Raw genomic sequence first — 20,440 nt, forward strand, 5'->3', positions numbered from 1 at the left:
TGCTATTGACGGGACTAGCAGTCTATAAATACACTTGAGATGTAATAGCAAAACATGACATTCAAAATAAGTATAAAATCTTACGAGGGAGAGGAGAAAAATGGATTTACATTATGAAGTACACGGTTCTGGTGATCCGATTGTGATGATTCATAGCCCTGGAGTAGATATGAGGGAGTGGGTTTTTATCGTACCTCATTTAGCCAAAACAAACCAAGTGGTTATTTTTGATGGTCGAGGCGCTGGAAAGTCACCATCACCGTCTGAACCAACCGATTATGTTGATGATTTGCTAAAGTTGATCGATCATCTTGGTTTAAAAAAGGTCACTCTTGTAGGTCATTCGATGGGGGGACAAATTGCAACTGATTTTACTCTTACATTCCCTGATAAAGTGAGAAAATTAGTATTATTAGCTCCTTCATTAACGGGATATACTTATTCCAGTGAATTCATTCAGTGGATGCAAAGCGTAAATGCTGTTGCACCAGACGTTAAGAAACTTGTAGAGCTGTCGCTAAGTGGACCAAATTATCGTATTACGATGTCAAGTCCACACCAAGACTTTCTCTATGATATGACGAGACATCATATGAAAAAAGTTTTTACGGAATGGGAAAATTTTGAGATGACCTGGCCTGAACCACCAGCCATTGAACGATTACATGAGATAAAAGTAAATACTCTTTTTATTCAAGGAGATAAGGAATGGAAGGATATGTTTCGAATCGCTGAACATTTTCAAGAAGTTCCATCGATCCGTTTTACCCTCATTAAAGATGCAGATCATATGGTGACACTGACTCACCCTGAAAAAATCACTAATGATATCCAGTTGTTTTTACAAGATGGATAAAAGGAATGAATCACTTATTTTGCTTGTCTTAATGTATCACGAATCTATATTCAAATAACGTCATCATTAACTAGTTAATACCTTTTCACTCATTTTGTTCATAAATGGAGTATTTTGATCAAGTAGATTGAATGGGAGCTACTGTTAATGAAGGGAAGTAATAGGAAGGGAAACGGCGGGTAAAGGATAAGAGAGTGATAAATGGGAAAGGACAAAGAGCGGGGATTGTACCCTTAAATTAAGCGAAATACGAGTCAGGATAAAGAGGATAACTTAAGTAAGTTATCCTTAATCACATTTATAAAATCATCGCTAAACCTGCGAATAATGTTGATGCGATCATAGCAAATAACATTAAATAAATAATCGTCTTTTGCATTTTCTTCTTTCCCATAGAGTTCACACTCCTTATTTCTATCATTTTCACTACTATTGTACGCTTAGTCCATCTGATTGACAAGATAATATATTTTGAAAACGCTTACTATTTTTTGTTCTTTTGCAGGAAATTCGACAATAACCATCGAATACGATAGTAAAGGGGGATGGTAAAAGATGAAAAGAGTAGATCATATCGGCATAGCTGTACCCTCAATTGAGGAAGCGCTACCATTATATACAGATATTTTTGGTTTAACACTTATAAAGGTTGAAGAGGTTATTCTAGAAAATGTGAAAGTAGCATTTCTAGATGGAGGTAATATAAAGCTAGAATTGTTAGAGCCCTTATCTTCAAAAAGTACTATCGCACAATTTATAGAAAAACGAGGGCAAGGTATTCATCATATCGCCTTTGGGGTAGAAAATATAGAAAATCGCATTTTAGAATTGAAATCAAAGGGAATTGACATGATCAATCAGCAATCTAAAAAAGGGGCAGGAGGCGCTAACATCGCTTTTCTTCACCCTAAATCAACGCAAAAGGTATTGTATGAGTTGTGTGAAAAACCAGTCGGAAAGGAAATTTAATAAGGATGGATATTTACGAAAAAATAAATGAATTATATGATCGAAAGCGTAAGGTAGAGCTTGGTGGTGGAGATGAACGCATCGACAAGCAACATGAAAAAGGAAAATTAACGGCCAGAGAAAGGATAGAGCTACTAGTCGATAAAGGAAGCTTTGTTGAATTAAATCCATTTATTGAGCATCGAAGTAATGACTTTGGTTTAGACAAAGCTGAGGGTCCTGGTGATGGGGTTGTCACGGGATATGGAAAAGTGAATGGAAGACCGATTTATTTATTTTCACAAGATTTCACCGTTTTTGGAGGAGCATTAGGTGAAATGCATGCTCAAAAAATTGCCAACGTAATGGATTTGGCTGTGAAAAATGGTGCCCCTTTCGTTGGATTAAACGATTCAGGTGGAGCAAGAATTCAAGAAGGTGTCGTTTCACTGGACGGCTATGGGCATATTTTTTATCGAAACTCAATCTATTCTGGAGTGATACCGCAAATTTCGGTTATTATGGGTCCATGTGCCGGCGGAGCCGTCTATTCGCCGGCTATAACTGATTTTGTTTTTATGGTAGATAAAACGAGTCAGATGTTTATTACAGGGCCAAAAGTTATTGAGACCGTAACAGGAGAAAAGATTAGTGCAGAGGATTTAGGTGGTTCAGAAGTACATAATACCATAAGTGGAAATGCGCATTTCCGCGGAGAGTCTGAAGAAGAAGTTTTAGAGCAGGTTCGTTTATTATTATCTTATTTACCACAAAATAACGAAGAAAAACCCCCAATAAAGGAAGCTGGATTAGAGAATCACTATCGAGAAAATTTAGCGGACACTATTCCTTTTGATGCAGTCAGACCTTATGATGTTAGAAAAGTAATTGAAGAGGTAGTCGATGAGGGTAGTTTTTTAGAAATTCAAAGTGGGTTTGCTAAAAATATAGTGATTGGCCTTGCGAGAATGAACGGTGAAGTGGTTGGCCTTGTATGTAACCAGCCTAAAATTATGGCCGGGGGGCTGGATATTGATTCGTCTGATAAAGCAAGCCGCTTTATTCGCTTCTGTGATTCCTTTCAAATTCCAATCATTACGTTCGAAGATGTAACCGGTTTCTTTCCAGGTGTTAAACAAGAGCATGGCGGTATCATTCGCCATGGAGCAAAAATTTTATATGCTTATTCAGAAGCAACTGTTCCGAAAATTACGGTCATATTGCGCAAAGCGTATGGTGGAGCCTACGTGGCACTAAATTCCAAAGCAATTGGAGCTGATTTAGTTTTTGCATGGCCAAATGCGGAAATCGCCGTAATGGGTCCACAGGGGGCTGCCAATATAATTTTTGCGAGAGATATTAATCAGAGTGATAACCCTGAGCAACTTCGTGCTGAAAAAATTGAAGAATATCGAGAAAAGTTTGCAAATCCATATGTTGCTGCTAGCAGAGGAATGGTGGATGACGTTATCGACCCTCGTGAAACAAGAATTAAGTTAATTCAAGGGCTTGAAATGATGCGGAATAAAAAAGAAGATCGACCAAAAAAGAAACACGGAAATATCCCTCTTTAAGTGTATTCATTGTGACATATAGCTTTTCAGGCTATACTAAGGGAGTTGAATACATAACTGGAGGGTATAAGGATGATTAATCAAGATCGAATCGTAAATGAATTTTTAGAATTAGTGCAAATTGACTCAGAAACTCGATATGAAGGACATATTTCGAAAGTGTTAAAAGAAAAATTTGAAAGTCTTGGTGTTCTAGTCGTTGAGGATGATACCATGGAAATTACAGGACATGGTGCGGGTAATTTAATTTGCACATTACCAGCAACAAAAGATGGGGTCGATACGATCTATTTTACGTCACATATGGATACGGTCGTACCAGCTAAGTCAGTGAAGCCTATTTTAAAAGAAGACGGCTATATTTATTCTGATGGAACAACGATATTAGGCGCGGATGATAAAGCTGGTCTCGCCGTAATGTTAGAAGCGGTTCGTGTATTAAAGGAACAAAATATTGCTCACGGTAAAATTGAGTTTATTATTACAGTCGGAGAAGAGTCTGGATTAGTAGGAGCAAAGGCATTAGACCCATCTTATGTAACGGCGAAGTATGGCTTTGCTTTAGATAGTGATGGAAAAGTTGGAAATATTATTGTCGCTGCCCCAACACAAGCAAAAGTTAAGGCTGTCATTTATGGGAAAACGGCACATGCTGGAGTAGCACCTGAGAAGGGCGTATCGGCTATTACAATAGCATCAAAAGCCATTAGCCGAATGCCATTAGGTAGGATCGATGAAGAAACAACAGCAAATATTGGCAGGTTTGCAGGTGGACAAGCAACGAATATCGTTTGTGATCAAGTCGATATTTTAGCAGAAGCACGCTCGTTAATACCTGGTAAAATGGAAGCTCAAGTAGAGAAAATGAAAGAGGCATTCCATTCAGCGGCAGCTGAAATGGGGGGAAGTGCTTCTGTTGAAGTTGACATCATGTATCCAGGTTTTAAATTTGCAGACGGCGATGAAGTAGTGGAAGTGGCGAAAAAGGCTGCTGAAAAAATTGGACGTCCAAGCAGTCTTCAAACAAGTGGAGGCGGAAGCGATGCAAACGTCATTGCAGGCTTCGGGATTCCGACTGTAAACTTAGCAGTAGGATATGAAGAAATTCATACAACAAATGAAAGAATGCCTGTTCAAGAATTAGTAAAGCTTGCTGAGATGGTTGTTTCTATTGTTGAAGAAGTGACTAGTGCTTAGTGTAAAGTAGTATTTGGCTTTCCTTGAGGGAGAGGCGCTGAAAACCTTTCAAAAACAATCTAAATAATCGTATCAAATGATACTACAAAACAGTATCGGTATATGCCGATGCTGTTTTATTGTTTTTAGAGCAAGCAAAAAAAGTAATTCATGAGGCGCAATTATATCGTTACTTACCTCGATACATAGATAAATCTATTAATAAATACTGCAATTGTGTGACTGCTATGAAATATTGATGAGGAATGTGAATGTATAGCGAAATGGGGGATGATCAGCAGTTAACAGATTAGAAACATTTATTAAGGTAATTAGAGATCAATCATACCAAAACGGGAGTACCTAAAACAAAATGATATGGTTTGGAGTAAATGAAAGCGAAGCGGTTAAAAGGTGCCTTACATGTAAGACCCACATAGTCGGCTTTCGGTAAATCTTTGTCACTCATATTTTGAATGTCCCTATTATATCTACTATCTCCTAGCATGTAAAGCTTCATTTTTATACGTAATTAAGCATTTTTTTGCAGTTTTTTTCAATAAACTGAAGGTTCTTTCCTTAATCATAAACATCCATAGGAGGTTGCCATTAGAACTAAATCTAGATTTTATATATAATTTATTTCACATCATGGCATAGAGGCTGAAGAGCTATTATGATGTACCTTATTAAAAAGTATTGGAGGGGTGATGTATGCCAGCCTAATGAAAATGGGATCTTATTAATACTTTTGACCTTCATTTACGGATAGGATGATTATTTCAGTTCTGTAGCAAAAAAATCACAATGCGTATCATACAAACTCCGATTTTAAATCGCTTATAATCCTCAACAGCAAAGTCTTACTGTATTCAACCAACTTCTTGAAAGAACGTAAGAACTATTTCTACCAATACATTTATCCGAAACTTTATTTGAACGAGGTGATATCGATTAAAGTGCAACTCTTTAACAAATGAACGGAAACGTAATTTTAGATTGACTAAAAAACTGATGAAATGAATTCGCTTAGTAAATTTTCATTTTGTGATTAAGGAAAGAAATCTACAAAGATTCACTAAATGAATGGAGGAGAAGAACAATATGAAAAAATATTATATTGAATTGCCGTACATTGCGGTTTTAAAAGTTGAAGTTAACGCAGAAACAGAGGAAGAAGCACTTGAAAAGTTAGCGGAGGCAGATAAAGAAGAAGTATATAATGGGAATATTGATGATATCTCTTATATTGATGAAGATTGGAATTATCATGAACAAGTAGCACAAAGTAATATTTCTAATGTAATTCAGTATGATATGTTTATTGAGGAAGTAGAAGAAGATTAAGATAAGTTAGTTTGATACTTACTAAAATGAATGCAAAGCACTACCAGAAAATAGGGGCGTTGCAAGCTCCGATTGCTTATCGGCTGATCATAGCGCTTCCTATTTTTTATTCAATGTGATGAAAAATATGGTATTCTTATAATAGAAAAGGAAGGCAATAATGAAAGTCATAATAGGAGGGTTACTCATGAGTGAAGATCAAAAAATTGTCGTTTTTCAATCAGGGAGTGAAGAGTACGCTTTTCCGATTGAGCATGTCATGTCAATTGAGAAAGTAACCACTATCAATCCTATCCCACATTTACCAGCCTATGTACGTGGAATGGTTGATATTCGAAATGAGTTGGTCCCTGTGCTTGATTTTGAGCAGATTCTGTATGGGTCACCTGCAAAGGTGGAAGATGCACGAATCATTGTTATACAGACAGAGGGACTTTTCTCTTTTGGCGTGATGGTTAAAGAGGCAAAAGAAATCATTGATATTTTAAAAGACCAAATTAAGCAAGTCAGCTTACTAGCTTATTCCCAAACAAAGTATTTTACAGGAATTGTGCATCTAGAAGATCGTTTAATTACCTTTGTTGATGCCGACATTTTGGTACAAAGCTTAGGTGGAATGAAAGAAATCGAAGCTTATTTAGAAGAAACTGTAAAGGTGTAAGGGCATGCTCTGAATGAGACATGCTTTTTCTATTTACCATTATATACGATAGATAAGGTGAGAAAGAAGATGAAGCAATATTATCCGAAAAGCGGAAGGGTTATTCTTCATGTTGATATGAATAGTTTTTATGCTTCTGTTGAAATGGCATATGATCCTACCTTAAAAGGTAAGCCAATTGCAATAGCAGGGGACCCTGAAGAAAGAAGAGGAATCATTGTAACGTGTAGCTATGAGGCAAGAAGACTCGGTGTTAAAACGACGATGTCTGTTTGGGAGGCACAAAAACGTTGTCCTGACTTGATTCTTTTACGTCCTAATTTTGACCGTTACCAAAAAGCCTCGAAAGCTATGTTCGATGTACTTCGACAATATACAAAACTTGTTGAACCAGTGTCCATCGATGAAGGCTATATGGATATAACAGAAAGCTTTGAATTAGGGAGCCCCCTTGAGATTGCTAACTCGATTCAAAAGAGGCTGCAAGATCAGCTGGATTTACCATGTAGTATTGGAATTGCTCCTAATAAGTTTTTAGCGAAAATGGCTTCTGATATGAAAAAGCCGTTAGGTATTACGGTGCTACGAAAACGAGATATCCCTGTGAAATTATGGCCCCTTCCAGTGCAAGAAATGCATGGTGTGGGTGAAAAGACAGCAAAAAAATTAAAAACGATTAACATTGAGACGATTAAACAAATGGCTAAAGCGGATGATATTAAACTTAAGGGATTATTAGGGATAAATGGTCCGCGCTTAAAGAAACGTGCTAACGGAGAGGATGAACGAACAGTTGATCCAGATTCGATAAATGATTTTAAATCAGTTGGGAACTCTATGACATTACCGAGGGACGTTAGTAATCAGCAAGAGCTTTTACATCATTTAAATCAATTGGCAGGAAAAGTGGCAAGCCGTCTTCAATCGAAAGACCTCGTTGCGCAATCGATAACCATTATAATTCGTTTTAAAAATCGCGAATCGATAACGAGGAGTAAAAAGCAAACAAATTATTTGTCTAAGAAAGAGGAAATCCTTGCTGCTGCTAAAGAGTTGTTTTTACAGCATTGGAATGGAAATGCTGTTCGATTACTAGGGATTACAACGAATGATTTAGTAGAGAAAGAAGGAGCGATTAAACAGTTAGATTTATTTTCATATGAAAAAGAGGCAAAGGCTGAACCCCTTTTTAAGGCGATGGATGACTTGCGAAATAAATTTGGAAACGACATTGTCCAAAAAGGTATGAAAATTCGTGATAAAGAAACAACATCAAAGGAAGAGGGAACAAGTTTTAATAAAGATTTTTTGAGAGATAATTAATAGCTCTGGTCATAATAGGAAAGTAGATCATTTCACAGCGTATTATTTGAAACTTGGTTTGAACCTTGTTACAGTATAAGAATCATGTTCATCATTGAACAATCTTTATTCACGAAGGGAATGTTTTTAAATGGCTACACAACAAATCGGTGTCATCGGTTTAGCAGTAATGGGAAAAAACTTAGCATGGAATATTGAAAGTAGAGGGTATTCAGTATCTGTATACAATCGTTCCAATGAAAAGACCGAGCAAATGATGCTTGAATCAAACGGGAAAAATATTCACCCAACTTATAGTATCGAGGAATTTGTTCAGTCTTTAGAAACACCAAGAAAAATTCTTCTTATGGTTAAAGCTGGAGGAGCGACGGATGCGACGATTGAACAACTTATTCCACACTTGGATAAAGGAGATATAATTATTGATGGTGGAAACACCTTTTTTGAAGATACAATTAGACGAAATAAAAAGCTAAGTGAACTAGGCTTTCATTTTATAGGAACAGGTGTTTCTGGTGGAGAAGAAGGGGCACTAACAGGTCCATCAATCATGCCAGGTGGTCAAAAAGAAGCATATGATTTAGTTGCTCCTATATTAAAAGATATCGCAGCCAAAGTGAATGGGGAGCCGTGTACGACCTACATAGGTCCTGATGGTGCCGGGCATTATGTGAAGATGGTACATAACGGAATTGAGTATGGTGATATGCAATTAATTGCTGAATCCTATTCTATAATGAAACATGTTTTAGGTTTATCAGCTGAGGAACTTCATGAAGTATTCTCAGACTGGAATAAAGGAGAGTTGGACTCCTATTTAATCGAAATTACCGCCGATATTTTCACCAAAGTAGATGAGGAAACGGGTAAGCCACTTGTTGATGTGATCCTTGATAAAGCTGGTCAAAAAGGAACTGGAAAGTGGACAAGTCAAAGTGCTCTAGACCTAGGGGTTTCTCTCCCAATCATTACAGAATCTGTTTTTGCAAGATTTATATCTGCAATAAAAGAGGAGCGCGTAAAAGCGAGTCAAGTGTTGAAAGGTCCTAAAGCGGAAAACTTCCAGGGGGATAAGCAAGCTGTCATTGAATCCATTAGAAAAGCACTTTACATGAGTAAAATTTGTTCCTATGCCCAAGGCTTTGCCCAAATGAAGGCAGCATCAGATGATCATGGTTGGGATATAAGCTACGGAGAGATTGCGATGATCTTCCGAGGAGGCTGTATCATTCGTGCCCAATTTCTACAAAAGATTAAAGAAGCATATGATCGAGATGCTGACCTACCGAATTTATTGCTTGATCCATACTTTAAAGGTGTCGTTGAGAACTATCAATCAGCCCTTCGCGAAGTGATTGCCGTCGCAATTCAAAATGGTGTTCCTGTACCATCTTTCTCAGCAGCATTGGCTTACTTTGATAGCTACCGTGCTGAAACGTTACCAGCGAATCTAATTCAAGCTCAACGAGATTACTTTGGTGCCCATACGTATCAGCGTGTTGATAAAGAAGGGATTTTCCATACTGAATGGATGGAGAAATAAGTTCATTTTGTTCTCCTTAGGTGTCAATTTAAGCTACACGAATTCAGTAAAAACTGATTTTGTGTAGCTTTTTTAGGCGCGGCTTTATTTACATTTAACTATTGTCCCACTAACAAAAAAGAATCCACTTTGATTGAATGGATTAAACTCTTTATAAAAGTTTGGATCAATTTTTAAGTTGAAAGAACTTGTCATATGATTTTCTATTAACGTCCCTAGTACTTAATTTACGGTTTATCATTGGTTTTAGATCAATATTTGATACCTTCCATAGCCCTTTCAATATCATCCATATCATCTTCTCCAAGTGTATCATCAAATTTCTCTGATAATATCGTTCTAATTGTAGCTAGTCTATTCGCCACTTTCCAATCATCAATAAAGTGTGTTGTTTCTTTTTCGTATTCAGCTCTATGCTGTGCTTCTCCATCTTCTAAAAATTTCTCACCGAAGTAAGAACCCATCTTATGTAATGAAATTAAAATAAGCTCTACCTCTTTTAGAGCATCAATTATTCTTTCGCCTGAATATGTAATGCTTTTATTTTTTTCTAACATTCATTAACACTCCTTAGAGTTCTTGTGCGATTTCACAACAAGTCCTTCTATAATGCTGAATAGTTCTAGTAACTTCCTTATATTAGCATACAAGTGATTTTCGTTACTCCACAATAGGGCTTTTTATTAATTATCCGTTCTTTTTTCGACCTTATAGTTCTAACTGAAAAATAGCCTTTAGACTAAAGGGTAACATAAAACAGTGTAACATTATTTCAATTCCACAAAGGGGGGAGTAGCTTTTCACATATATATAGAAGGAAAGCATTCTTCTATTAAATATATGCATTTTTTGTTATAGCAAATATTAAATAAGCATAATAATGGTGAAAATGTATTGAGGGAAAGAATAATTAATCTGAAAATAGAATTTTTAGGTACTGAATCCTTGAAAAGAAAGGAATCGACTTATACAAAAAACACACACAGTGACAGTCACTGTGTGTGTTCGAGTCTCGTGCAGGTTCATTTACCGTTTACATCTTGTCCATTAGTAAAATTCGCGCTGGTGATGCATCTGTTCCTTGGATTTTTAAAGGAGCAGCAACCATAAAATATTCGCCTGCTTCGATATCTTCTAACTGTAGTCCTTCAACGATGATAATATTATTGCTCATTAATGTTCGATGAGTAGGGTGGCCGTCTTGTGCACGCTCGATGCCAAGAGAGTCAATTCCTACTCCAGAAATGCCTTTTTCAACAAGAAATTGAGCAGCATCTTCTGCAACATAAATAAATTCAACGTTAAACTCTTTGTCAAAAGAATTTTTCGTTTTTAATAATATAAAATCATCTTTTTCTATATTTAATGAGGAGATATCTTGTTTTGAGATTTTACCTTCTGCTTTTGTCAAATCTAACACTTTTATATTTCGAACCAATTCTTCAATCCCAATCGTTTCAATCGTTTCACCATCATTAATCATGTGTAACGGTGCATCGACATGTGTTCCTGTGTGTACGTCTAGTGAAATACGAGATTCCGTCACATGACCGTTAGTTTCTGTAGAAATAGCTGGTTGTTTTTTAGGGTAGTTCTTCCATACTGGCATGCCAGTATAAATTGGTGCTGTAATATCATAAATTTTCATTGTTTTCGTTCCTTTCTCCCTTAACATTTATCTACTTCTAGGTTATGGATAGGCCACCAGAAGAAGTTGTCTTTTTCTAGTAAATCATCAGCTGCTTTAGGCCCCATAGAGCCTGAAGCATAGTTAGGAAAGCTTTTTTCTTCCGTTCTTTCCCAGTATTCAGAAATTTTATCTACAAAGCTCCAAGAAAGCTTTACTTCATCCCAATGAGTAAAGTTTGTTGCATCACCTAGCATACAATCATGAAGAAGTTTTTCATATGCTTCTGGCGTGTTCATGCCATGAATACCTGTATTAGAATAGCTTAATTTTACTGTCTTTGTTTTCAATTTATCGCCAGAATGTTTTGCATTTAAGTGAAGGGTAATCCCTTCTTCTGGTTGAATATGAATGACTAGTAAATTTGGAGCGAGTGGTTCTTCTGGATTGTAATACAAGTTCATTGGAATGTCTTTAAATTGTACGACAATTTTTGTGGCTTTAGAGGACATACGTTTTCCAGTACGAATGTAGAAAGGTACGCCAGCCCAGCGGAAATTATCAATCATTAGTTTCCCAGCCACATACGTTTCCGTATTTGATTCTGGGTCTACATTGACTTCATCTCGGTATCCTGTTAAATCCCCTTCGGTGATGCTCCCTTTATCGTATTGTCCACGAACAAAGTAGTCTTCAATCTCTTCTCCTTCAATTGGTCGAAGAGCACGGAACACTTTTACTTTTTCACTACGGACTTCATCTGTCGTTAAACGTATTGGGGGTTCCATAGCAAGAAGAGCAACCATTTGTAGCATATGGTTTTGAACCATATCTCGTAATGCACCACTTTTTTCATAATATCTTCCACGTTCTTCTACTCCTAGTGTTTCGCTAGAAGTAACTTGAATATTAGAAATATAGCGGTTGTTCCAAAGTGGTTCGAATAATGCATTGGCAAATCGAATAACTTCTATATTTTGAACCATATCTTTTCCTAAATAATGGTCAATTCGATAGATGTCATCTTCAATAAATGCTTCACGAATTTGAGTATTTAGCTTTTCGGCAGAAGGTAAGTTATGTCCAAATGGTTTTTCGATGACTAAACGATGGAAGCCATTTGTGTCCTTTAATCCTTCTGATTTTAAATGGTCTGTAATCGTCCCAAAAAATTCAGGCGCCATAGCTAAATAGAAAATTCGATTTCCTTGAAGTTCATATTTCGTATCTAATTGGTCAGCTAATTCTTTTAACTTTATGTATGATTCAGAGTTCGAAACATCATGTGGTTGATAGTAGAAATGAGAAATAAATTCCTCAATATCTTCGCTTTGACCAATCGATGTTAAAACAGAGTCTCTCACATGTGATTGAAACGTTTCATGTGTCCAGTCTCTTCGTGCGACGCCAACGACCGCAAATTTCTTAGAAATTCTACCTTTTCTAAATAAATGAAATAACGAAGGGAATAGCTTTCGTTTGGCTAAGTCTCCTGTTGCACCAAATATCATAATGAGACTAGCAGGTGTACCGTTATTGTTCACAATTAGGACCTCACTTTTTATTCATTCATTACATCTGCGCTCCTTAAATAGGATAGCACTTTTCTTATATAAAATCACTTTACTGATTCAATATTTTAGCCATTTTGAACGTACTATGCAACCAATATGCAACAGACCTTTATGAATTCTAAAGGAAGTATAGTGAAAGGAGAAAGGGTCATGACCGAGGTGTAAAATTGTAGATGCTCGTATTTCGTACGGAAGAGTATTTTAAAGATAATATGATCTCCTATCGGTATTACTTGATTTAGTAGGCCAGTCATTCATAATATGTGTGAAAGTAGTGTATATAATGCAGGAGAAGTATAACGATCTGCAGAAGCATTCATGTATGGCACGGAGTTTCTAGCATTGCTTTCCATAAATATAGTAGGTGGTTTTTCTCTAGTTCTATTGAAAATTGAAGATGTGAATGGATATCTTTGATAGTAGAGGAGATTACGCTATAAAATAGGTAGGGATAAACGTTAAAAATCAAAAGGTATGGTATGATGACGAGGAAGGAGTGAGAAAGATGGAACTACTTTTTTTAGGAACAGGAGCAGGAGTGCCAGCCAAGTTGAGAAATGTGTCTGCTGTAGCTTTAAAGCTTCTTCAAGAGCGCGGGGCTGTTTGGCTTTTTGATTGTGGAGAAGCGACACAGCATCAAATATTACATACTCGTTTAAAACCCAGAAGAATTGAAAAGATATTTATTACTCACTTACATGGTGACCATATCTATGGATTGCCGGGGCTACTCGGGAGTCGCTCTTTCCAAGGAGGAAAAGAAGGAGTCACCGTTTATGGACCGAAAGGATTGAAAGAATTTATAACGGTGACACTCTCCGTTAGCAAAACGCATTTACAATACCCTTTAAATATAATGGAAATCGAAGAAGGCATTCTATTTGAAGATAAGGATTTTATTGTCGAAGCCAAAAAGCTAGACCATGGCATTGACTCGTATGGTTATCGCATTCAAGAAAAAGAGCGACCAGGACCGTTGCTTGTAGAAAAACTAAAAGAGCAAGGCATGATGCCTGGACCGTATTACCGTGAGCTTAAAGAAGGAAAAAAAGTGGTTTTAGAAAATGGGTCCGTCATCAACGGGGTTGATTATTTAGGTGACAGTCAAAAGGGAAGGGTTGTAACGATATTGGGTGATACAAGACCATGTACTGCAGCCCTTCAATTAGCAGAAGATGCAGATGTTCTCGTTCATGAAGCTACATTTGCAGATGGGAATGAAGAGATGGCTTGGGAGTATTATCATTCAACGATTTCTCAAGCTGTTGATATCGCAAAAAAATCCAACGCGAAGCTGCTTTTGCTCACTCATATTAGCTCTCGTTATACAGAGGAGGACGGTCGTCAATTAGAGGCAGAAGCAAAGCAGCTATTTGACAATTGTGTGATTGCCTCTGATTTTTTGGAGGTAAAGGTTCCTTTACAGACAGAGTAAAGGTATACGGTATTAAAGTTGTGACGAAAGAAGAATGGGAGCCATCTTCTTTCGTCACAGTCTTTTTTACTGAATGTTTGTTAAAATAGGTATTTTATTTTTGTGGGGGGATGTAGGAAAATGTAACTAAAAATTAAATTTTCTAAATTTTCTAATTGTGTTCTTGTAACATTTCTATTAAACTATTTTTAAATGTGTTATTTTGTTTATAGGATATTATTAGTCGGCGGTTTAGGGGGAATTGTATGAGTGTTGAGTCTATGCTACAAATATTACTATTAAATTATCTATTTATTTTAATTGTAACGGTAACCAGTTTACTCCTTCTTGATCGTAATGTCCTCTTATTTTCTAGTCTTCCGAAAAGAAGAATCTTTATTTTCTTCGGTTCTTCCCTTTCCATTTTATTCTGCATCTTTTTTCCTATCTCACTAACATCTAACTTTCAATTTGACCTTCGAATGGTTCCAATGATTTTAGGAGGATTATATGGCGGTCCTCTAGTTAGTATAGGGTTGTATATTGTAACGGTTACGGCTCGCTCCTTTATTGAGGGAGATGGAATAATGAGTACGTTTATTACAACTGGTGTATTCCTTATTTTTGCGGGAATGTTGTCGAATCGATTTATATTGTATTCAAGTAAAAAACGAATACTGGTTGGTAGTATATTTGTTTCTGTGTCACCATTATTTGTTTATATAGTGTCCTATCTAGTTTGGAATTTTCATATTCCTTTGAATCTCATGTTTTTTGGAATAATATTCAGTGCTTCTTGTGCGCTGTTAACGATCTTAATCATTGAATTTATGGTCAAGCACTTTATTGTAAATGATAAAATTATACACGCCAAAAAATTAGAAATGGTTAGTAGTATGGCTGCAAGCGTCAGTCATGAAATTCGCAACCCTTTAACAACGACGAAAGGCTTTTTACAATTACTTGAGGAAACGGAAGTGGACGCAACGCGTCTACAATATTTTGAGTTGTCTTTAGCTGAACTAGAGAGAGCTGAAAGTATTATTAATGGCTTTTTAACTTTCGCAAAGCCAACATTACATCATTTTGTCCCTTTAAATATAAAGAAGGATATCGAGAAATTGCTAGAAATTATTTCCCCGATGGCGAATATGAATAGCGTAAACATTCAAACGGACCTTTCCGATATTCAAGTATTAGGTGATGAAAAGCTTTTCAGACAGGCGCTCTTAAATATTGTGAAGAATAGTATTGAAGCGATGCCTAGTGGTGGGGTATTGAGGATCAAAGCAAAGCAAACTAGTAAAGGAGTAGTCATTTCTATCAGTGATACTGGAGTAGGGATGAGCGCGGACCAGATTCAACGTATTGGAGAGCCCTATTTTACGACTAAAGATCAGAATGGTACGGGATTAGGAATGATGGTGACATATCGAATCCTTCAACTGATGAAAGGAAGAGTATACGTTCAAAGTCAACTAGGAGAAGGAACTTGTTTTACTTTAGTTTTTCCACCCCTCACTGCAATCGGGGCAAAAGTTCAAAAAAGTGAAACGGCGAACTCGATTTAGTTCGCCGTTTCACTACAATTACTCTACTTTAATTAACGTCACCAACCTCGTTCGTATGGCTTAGGTGCGTCGATTTCAACATCAAGGTCCTTAGCTGCGCTTCTTGGCCAGTATGGATCCCTTAACAATTCTCTCCCAATAAAGATTAAGTCAGCTCGATCATTTTGAAGGATTTCTTCTGCTTGCCACCCATTTGTGATCAGCCCGACTGCTCCCGTTTTAACGTCAGCTCCATGCTTAATTGTTTCAGATAGTTTGACTTGATAACCAGGGAATACTGGGATTTTCGCGGGAACGACTGCTCCTGAACTTACGTCAATTACGCTTACTCCTTGCTCCTTCATCCAGGCCCCTATGTTTATGTAGTCTTCTGCCTGCAATCCATCTGGATGGTAATCATGAGCCGAAACACGAACGAATATGGGTCCTTCCCATACTTCTTTTACGGCTTCAATTATTTTGCGTAAAAAAAGGTATCTTCCTTCAGGAGAGCCTCCGAATTCATCTGTTCGATGATTCGTTAGAGGAGATAAAAATTCATTAATTAAATATCCGTGGGCGGCATGAATTTCAATTACATCATAATGGGCTTTTTTCGCCCGAAGAGCTCCTTCTTTAAAAGCGGAGATCGTTGAATAAATATCCTCCAAACTCATTTCTTTTGGTGTTTGCATATTATCATGAAAGGGAATGGGTGATGGAGCGATAATTTCACCTTCAACCATTGCTTTTCTTCCAGCGTGCGCAAGCTGAATTCCTATTTTACTTCCTTGCTCCTTCACAAGAGTAACAAGCTCAGTTAAGCCCTCTATATGTTCATCAGACCATATCCCTAAATCTCGTGAGGATATTCTCCCTTGTGGAGTCACAGCAGTTGCTTCTTGTATTATCAGCCCTACACCACCTACTGCGCGACTCGTATAATGCGTTTTGTGCCAATTTTCTACTTTCCCATTTTCATCGTGAGAAGAGTACATGCACATCGGTGCCATGACGATTCTGTTTTTTAATGCTAACCCTTCTAACTGAATTGTTTCAAAAAGTTTTGTCGTCAATCTTATCCCTCCAACGGTTACTTGTTTTAATCGTTTAGACGATTCCATTATAACAAGGTGAAAAGTGGGAAGGAAAAAATGTGCTCACGTTCCTCGTACCCTACAGCATGAACGTCGAATGAATAACAAGCATTCTTTGATTATATTTAGTCATTACGCGTTCTTTATTTGAGTAGTTATCGTTTGTTGAACGTTTTTGCGTAGTGAGGCTGCCTTTAGCGTGGCCGTTTCGATGCATTGGTATAATGCCTTATCAACGTGACATTGTTGAAGTACCTGCAGTCCTGCTTCTGTTGTTCCGCCTGAACTTGTTACATCTTCTCTAAGTGCTGATGCTCCTTTGGGGGAAGTTATCAGCATCTCTCCAGCTCCAATCAGGGTTTGTTGAATCAAAAGCTTAGCAGTCCTTTGGTCCATACCAAGCTTGCCTGCTGCAAGCTGCATTTGTTCTATTAAATAATAAAAGTATGCAGGTCCACTTCCTGATAATGCGGTGACAAGATCAAGCTGCTCCTCTGGAATTTCTGTGACGGTTCCAATGGATTGAAAAAGAGAATACGCAATCTGTTTTTGCTTTTCATTCGTGTAAGGATTAAACGTAAACGCAGTCGCAGATTTGCATATGGCGGCAGATGTATTAGGCATTGCTCTAGAAATGGCTATTTCCATTCCTATCATTTCTTCCATCAGCCTTGTCGATATGCCCGCCATTAAACTAATAATGAGTACATCTTTACATAAATATGGTTTAATCGCCTGAATGGAATCAAAGGCATCTTTTGGTTTAACTGAAAAAATTAACAAGTCAATATTTTCCATGAATTTAGAGAGGTCATACGTTGTGTGAATATGGTGTTTGGTGGAGAGAGCAGCAAGTTTTGTTTTGTTATGTTTATTTGTTACCCACACGTCATCACACTTTAGTGCTTGTTTTTTTAGTGCACCTACTAGCATTGCCTGTGTCATAGCTCCCGCTCCAATAAATCCCGTTTTCATGAAAAATCCCTCCTAATTTAGTAAGGTAGTAGTTTACTCGTTCTTTTTGCTAAGTAATAATTCATTATATTTACTTACGACATAGATATGAGAGAAAGTTAGGGGGTTAAAAGGAATTCAATGACATTTTACTAAAAAAACGATAAACTAAAGAATATACGATTGAAAAAGTAAGGGGATACAAATATGAATTCAGAATGGTATGGTAATATAGGAAAAATCGTGGTCCCTACTCCTTTTGCTGTTGGGAATGTGAATGCTTATTTAATAAAAGGAGATGTTTTAACATTAATTGATGCTGGTCCTAAAACGGACGAGGCATGGGATGCAATGCAAACTGGTTTAAAAAATCTAGGGTTTAATCCTCAAGATATTGAACAAGTTATTTTAACCCATCACCATCCAGATCATGTTGGTCTGTTAGATTATTTTTCAGAAGATGTCCCAATTTATGGACATTCTTATAACAAAGATTGGTTACTCAGAACCGATGAATTTATTCAAAAGCATGATGATTTTTATGCTTCCCTATTTTATGAACTTGGTTTACCAGAACAGTTCTTAATGTTTTTGGAGCGATTAAAAGCGCCATTAAAGTGGATGTGTCAACGTTCGTTAACAGGTGTGTTAGCAGAAAATGATTTTATACCGGGGTTACCTGAATGGAAAGTAATAGAAACTCTAGGTCATGCACAAAGTCATTTATCCTTTTATCGTGAGAAAGATGGTGTATTACTAGCAGGGGATCATATCATCGCCCATATTTCCTCTAATCCGCTTATTGAACCAGCTGAAATAATGGAAGGTCCTCGTCCGAAGCCTCAAATTCAGTATAATACGTCTTTGAACAAAATGCTAGATTATGATATATCTACCGCATTTAGTGGTCATGGAAAAGAAATAACAAAGGTACATGAGCTAATTGGTCGACGATTAAATCGTCAACATGACCGAGCAATGAAAGTGAAGGAAATGCTTAAGGGCACACCAAGAAGCTGTTTTGAAGTTTGTCAACAACTCTTTCCGGAAATATTTAAAAAAGAACTTGGCTTAACGATGTCAGAAACTCTTGGTCAACTTGATTATTTAGTTCATATGGGGGACGTGTCTGTCACATATAATGAGAAGGGTGTGGCATTGTATAAAGCTAACTAAAGGTGGGGGAGAGATGAGTGGAAGAAATATTGTGATTACAGGAGCATCAAGTGGTCTCGGTGCTTGTCTCGCTTATGAATGTGCCAAACGTGGGGAAAACGTTATTTTACTAGCTCGTAACATCGATAAGTTACAAACTATTCAACGTGACATTCAAGGAAAATATCATACGAAGGTTTTTGTTTATTCCCTGGATGTAACGAATCATAAAGCAGTTGAACATGTGTTTGGGCAGATTTTTGAGGAAGTGACTTCTATAGATGTATTAGTAAACAATGCAGGGTATGGCATTTTTACTGAGGCAGATGATGCGAGAATAGAGGATGTAAAAGGGATGTTTGACGTAAATGTATATGGTCTGATTTCCTGTACTCAACAAGTGTTAACACATATGAAACAAAACAAAAGAGGTAAGATTATTAATATTGCTTCACAAGCTGGAAAGCTAGCGACACCAAAGTCAAGCGCTTATGCCGCCACTAAGCATGCTGTTTTAGGTTATACAAACTCTTTACGAATGGAGCTTAAGCCATTCGATGTATTGGTTATGGCAGTTAATCCAGGGCCGATTTCAACTAATTTCTTTGATGTTGCGGACCGTAGTGGTGAATATCAAAAAAATATAGGGAAATGGATGCTTAAACCTGAGGTTGTTGCCACAAAAATTGCTGATCATTTATATACAAGGAGAAGAGAAATTAATCTTCCCTGGTATATGAATAGTGTAAGTGTACTCTATTCATTAATGCCGCGACTAATTGAAAAACTTGGAGGCAAAGCTTTTTATCAAAAGTAATTACTCATTTTAGATAACATTTTTCTTTCAGTTTGTTGATTCTTGTAAACCGTGTTAAGTGCGAACTCTTATTAACCGATTGCTGATACGTTGTACAATAGGTTTTAATTATGCTATTCTAAACATATACAAGCTGTAACAGCATACAATAAAAAAGACCGCAAGTGCTACCACACTTATCGGCCTTGCACAAACGGATTTCTTTATAGAGCCGGCTATTACTCGAATAGATCGCCCCCCTACGCAAATAAGGGCGATCTATTTTTTATCGCTTTTGTTGAAGGACAGCACCGACATAATTAGCCCAGCAAATGTTACAGTAAGCATCAATGATTCGAATACCGTCATACGCTTTACCCCCTTTCTAGGGAATAAGGCCGACTTTCTTTAGAAATTCGCTTCTGTATATTATTATATCACATTAACTGATTATTCTGAAAAAATATAGATGTTTACGCTTGCATTAAAAATATGTATAAATAATTAGAGTAACCAATCTCATTTATATCGTTTAAATTTACCCTTTACTTCATTTTTCAAGCATTGCTTCCTTCCTTATTAGAGTTGTATCGAAAGGGGAATTGAACTAGGTCTATGATTTGTAAAAAAAGACAGGACCAGCCCACACAAAAAAGGGATGGCCTAATACTATAAGTATTGTACATGCACTTCACATACTATTCCGTCCAAAGAACGATCTCATTAATGGTGGTGAGGTCGTTCTTTATGTGTTTGGATAGACAAAAAAAGCGATTCAATCTTTTAAAAAAGAAATGGTCAAGACTAGCCCACACGAAAAAAGGGATGGCTTAATACTATAAGTA

At 37.0% G+C, this 20,440-nt stretch carries 18 protein-coding genes; 12 read left to right on the forward strand and 6 right to left on the reverse strand.

Annotated features, from left to right (window positions below; translation table 11 throughout):
- Positions 1–100 precede the first annotated feature (100 nt).
- Entirely contained in the window at positions 101–856 is a 756-nt protein-coding gene (locus WAK64_RS14115) for an alpha/beta fold hydrolase (RefSeq protein ID WP_336587629.1), read from the forward strand.
- A gap of 298 nt (positions 857–1,154) precedes the next feature.
- Here WAK64_RS14115 and prli42 read toward each other — a convergent pair whose 3' ends face one another.
- Positions 1,155–1,250, reverse strand: a complete 96-nt coding sequence (prli42, locus tag WAK64_RS14120; protein WP_336587630.1) for a stressosome-associated protein Prli42 — start codon at positions 1,248–1,250, stop codon at positions 1,155–1,157.
- A 161-nt stretch (positions 1,251–1,411) separates the two neighbouring features.
- On the opposite strand from prli42, the gene mce reads away from it, so the two are divergent.
- The 7 genes from mce (at position 1,412) to gndA (ending at position 9,428) form a co-directional block, all read left to right on the forward strand.
- Entirely contained in the window at positions 1,412–1,825 is a 414-nt protein-coding gene (gene mce, locus WAK64_RS14125) for a methylmalonyl-CoA epimerase (protein ID WP_336587631.1), read from the forward strand.
- 5 nt (positions 1,826–1,830) lie between these two features.
- Positions 1,831–3,378, forward strand: a complete 1,548-nt coding sequence (locus tag WAK64_RS14130) for an acyl-CoA carboxylase subunit beta (protein ID WP_336587632.1) — start codon at positions 1,831–1,833, stop codon at positions 3,376–3,378.
- A 72-nt stretch (positions 3,379–3,450) separates the two neighbouring features.
- Positions 3,451–4,575, forward strand: a complete 1,125-nt coding sequence (locus tag WAK64_RS14135; RefSeq protein WP_336587633.1) for a tripeptidase T — start codon at positions 3,451–3,453, stop codon at positions 4,573–4,575.
- Between the two features lie 1,083 nt (positions 4,576–5,658).
- Positions 5,659–5,901, forward strand: a complete 243-nt coding sequence (locus tag WAK64_RS14140) for a hypothetical protein (RefSeq protein WP_336587634.1) — start codon at positions 5,659–5,661, stop codon at positions 5,899–5,901.
- Positions 5,902–6,088: 187 nt separating this feature from the next.
- Entirely contained in the window at positions 6,089–6,562 is a 474-nt protein-coding gene (locus tag WAK64_RS14145) for a chemotaxis protein CheW (protein WP_336587635.1), read from the forward strand.
- A gap of 69 nt (positions 6,563–6,631) precedes the next feature.
- Entirely contained in the window at positions 6,632–7,885 is a 1,254-nt protein-coding gene (locus tag WAK64_RS14150; RefSeq protein WP_336587636.1) for a DNA polymerase IV, read from the forward strand.
- 130 nt (positions 7,886–8,015) lie between these two features.
- Positions 8,016–9,428 (forward strand): NADP-dependent phosphogluconate dehydrogenase, encoded by a 1,413-nt coding sequence (gndA, locus tag WAK64_RS14155; protein WP_336587637.1) that lies wholly within the window; start codon positions 8,016–8,018, stop codon positions 9,426–9,428.
- 251 nt (positions 9,429–9,679) lie between these two features.
- On the opposite strand, the gene WAK64_RS14160 is transcribed toward gndA, so the two are convergent.
- The 3 genes from WAK64_RS14160 to zwf form a co-directional block, all read right to left on the reverse strand.
- Positions 9,680–9,985, reverse strand: a complete 306-nt coding sequence (locus tag WAK64_RS14160; protein WP_336587638.1) for a hypothetical protein — start codon at positions 9,983–9,985, stop codon at positions 9,680–9,682.
- 476 nt (positions 9,986–10,461) lie between these two features.
- Entirely contained in the window at positions 10,462–11,076 is a 615-nt protein-coding gene (locus WAK64_RS14165) for a cyclase family protein (RefSeq protein ID WP_336587639.1), read from the reverse strand.
- A 20-nt stretch (positions 11,077–11,096) separates the two neighbouring features.
- Positions 11,097–12,599: a glucose-6-phosphate dehydrogenase gene (gene zwf / locus WAK64_RS14170; protein WP_419465954.1), complete on the reverse strand. Its 1,503-nt coding sequence runs from the start codon at positions 12,597–12,599 to the stop codon at positions 11,097–11,099.
- A gap of 535 nt (positions 12,600–13,134) precedes the next feature.
- Between zwf and rnz the strand changes: the two genes are divergently transcribed.
- Together rnz and WAK64_RS14180 are read left to right on the forward strand one after the other, a co-directional pair.
- Complete coding sequence (rnz, locus tag WAK64_RS14175) at positions 13,135–14,064, forward strand: ribonuclease Z (protein ID WP_336587640.1); 930 nt, start codon at positions 13,135–13,137, stop codon at positions 14,062–14,064.
- 245 nt (positions 14,065–14,309) lie between these two features.
- Positions 14,310–15,614: an ATP-binding protein gene (locus tag WAK64_RS14180; RefSeq protein ID WP_336587641.1), complete on the forward strand. Its 1,305-nt coding sequence runs from the start codon at positions 14,310–14,312 to the stop codon at positions 15,612–15,614.
- A 38-nt stretch (positions 15,615–15,652) separates the two neighbouring features.
- On the opposite strand, the gene namA is transcribed toward WAK64_RS14180, so the two are convergent.
- Together namA and proC are read right to left on the reverse strand one after the other, a co-directional pair.
- Positions 15,653–16,669, reverse strand: coding sequence for an NADPH dehydrogenase NamA (gene namA / locus WAK64_RS14185; RefSeq protein WP_336587642.1), 1,017 nt, complete (start codon positions 16,667–16,669; stop codon positions 15,653–15,655).
- A gap of 153 nt (positions 16,670–16,822) precedes the next feature.
- A complete protein-coding gene (proC, locus tag WAK64_RS14190; RefSeq protein WP_336587643.1) occupies positions 16,823–17,665 on the reverse strand; it encodes a pyrroline-5-carboxylate reductase in 843 nt (280 codons plus the stop codon).
- Between the two features lie 186 nt (positions 17,666–17,851).
- Here proC and WAK64_RS14195 point away from each other — a divergent pair, with 186 nt between their 5' ends.
- Positions 17,852–18,820: an MBL fold metallo-hydrolase gene (locus tag WAK64_RS14195; RefSeq protein WP_336587644.1), complete on the forward strand. Its 969-nt coding sequence runs from the start codon at positions 17,852–17,854 to the stop codon at positions 18,818–18,820.
- Positions 18,821–18,833: 13 nt separating this feature from the next.
- Positions 18,834–19,616: an SDR family NAD(P)-dependent oxidoreductase gene (locus WAK64_RS14200; RefSeq protein WP_336587645.1), complete on the forward strand. Its 783-nt coding sequence runs from the start codon at positions 18,834–18,836 to the stop codon at positions 19,614–19,616.
- The last annotated feature ends 824 nt before the right edge of the window (positions 19,617–20,440 follow it).

The sequence above is a fragment of the Bacillus spongiae genome, assembly GCF_037120725.1.
In the GTDB taxonomy this organism is placed as follows: domain Bacteria; phylum Bacillota; class Bacilli; order Bacillales; family Bacillaceae_K; genus Bacillus_CI; species Bacillus_CI spongiae.

What these genes read in the sequence shown, in the direction of transcription:
- WAK64_RS14115 (WP_336587629.1), top strand. Translation starts at nt 101, where the DNA reads ATGGATTTACATTATGAAGTACACGGTTCTGGTGATCCGATTGTGATG.
- prli42 (WP_336587630.1), bottom strand. Translation starts at nt 1,250, where the DNA reads ATGGGAAAGAAGAAAATGCAAAAGACGATTATTTATTTAATGTTATTT.
- mce (WP_336587631.1), top strand. Translation starts at nt 1,412, where the DNA reads ATGAAAAGAGTAGATCATATCGGCATAGCTGTACCCTCAATTGAGGAA.
- WAK64_RS14130 (WP_336587632.1), top strand. Translation starts at nt 1,831, where the DNA reads ATGGATATTTACGAAAAAATAAATGAATTATATGATCGAAAGCGTAAG.
- WAK64_RS14135 (WP_336587633.1), top strand. Translation starts at nt 3,451, where the DNA reads ATGATTAATCAAGATCGAATCGTAAATGAATTTTTAGAATTAGTGCAA.
- WAK64_RS14140 (WP_336587634.1), top strand. Translation starts at nt 5,659, where the DNA reads ATGAAAAAATATTATATTGAATTGCCGTACATTGCGGTTTTAAAAGTT.
- WAK64_RS14145 (WP_336587635.1), top strand. Translation starts at nt 6,089, where the DNA reads ATGAGTGAAGATCAAAAAATTGTCGTTTTTCAATCAGGGAGTGAAGAG.
- WAK64_RS14150 (WP_336587636.1), top strand. Translation starts at nt 6,632, where the DNA reads ATGAAGCAATATTATCCGAAAAGCGGAAGGGTTATTCTTCATGTTGAT.
- gndA (WP_336587637.1), top strand. Translation starts at nt 8,016, where the DNA reads ATGGCTACACAACAAATCGGTGTCATCGGTTTAGCAGTAATGGGAAAA.
- WAK64_RS14160 (WP_336587638.1), bottom strand. Translation starts at nt 9,985, where the DNA reads ATGTTAGAAAAAAATAAAAGCATTACATATTCAGGCGAAAGAATAATT.
- WAK64_RS14165 (WP_336587639.1), bottom strand. Translation starts at nt 11,076, where the DNA reads ATGAAAATTTATGATATTACAGCACCAATTTATACTGGCATGCCAGTA.
- rnz (WP_336587640.1), top strand. Translation starts at nt 13,135, where the DNA reads ATGGAACTACTTTTTTTAGGAACAGGAGCAGGAGTGCCAGCCAAGTTG.
- WAK64_RS14180 (WP_336587641.1), top strand. Translation starts at nt 14,310, where the DNA reads ATGAGTGTTGAGTCTATGCTACAAATATTACTATTAAATTATCTATTT.
- proC (WP_336587643.1), bottom strand. Translation starts at nt 17,665, where the DNA reads ATGAAAACGGGATTTATTGGAGCGGGAGCTATGACACAGGCAATGCTA.
- WAK64_RS14195 (WP_336587644.1), top strand. Translation starts at nt 17,852, where the DNA reads ATGAATTCAGAATGGTATGGTAATATAGGAAAAATCGTGGTCCCTACT.
- WAK64_RS14200 (WP_336587645.1), top strand. Translation starts at nt 18,834, where the DNA reads ATGAGTGGAAGAAATATTGTGATTACAGGAGCATCAAGTGGTCTCGGT.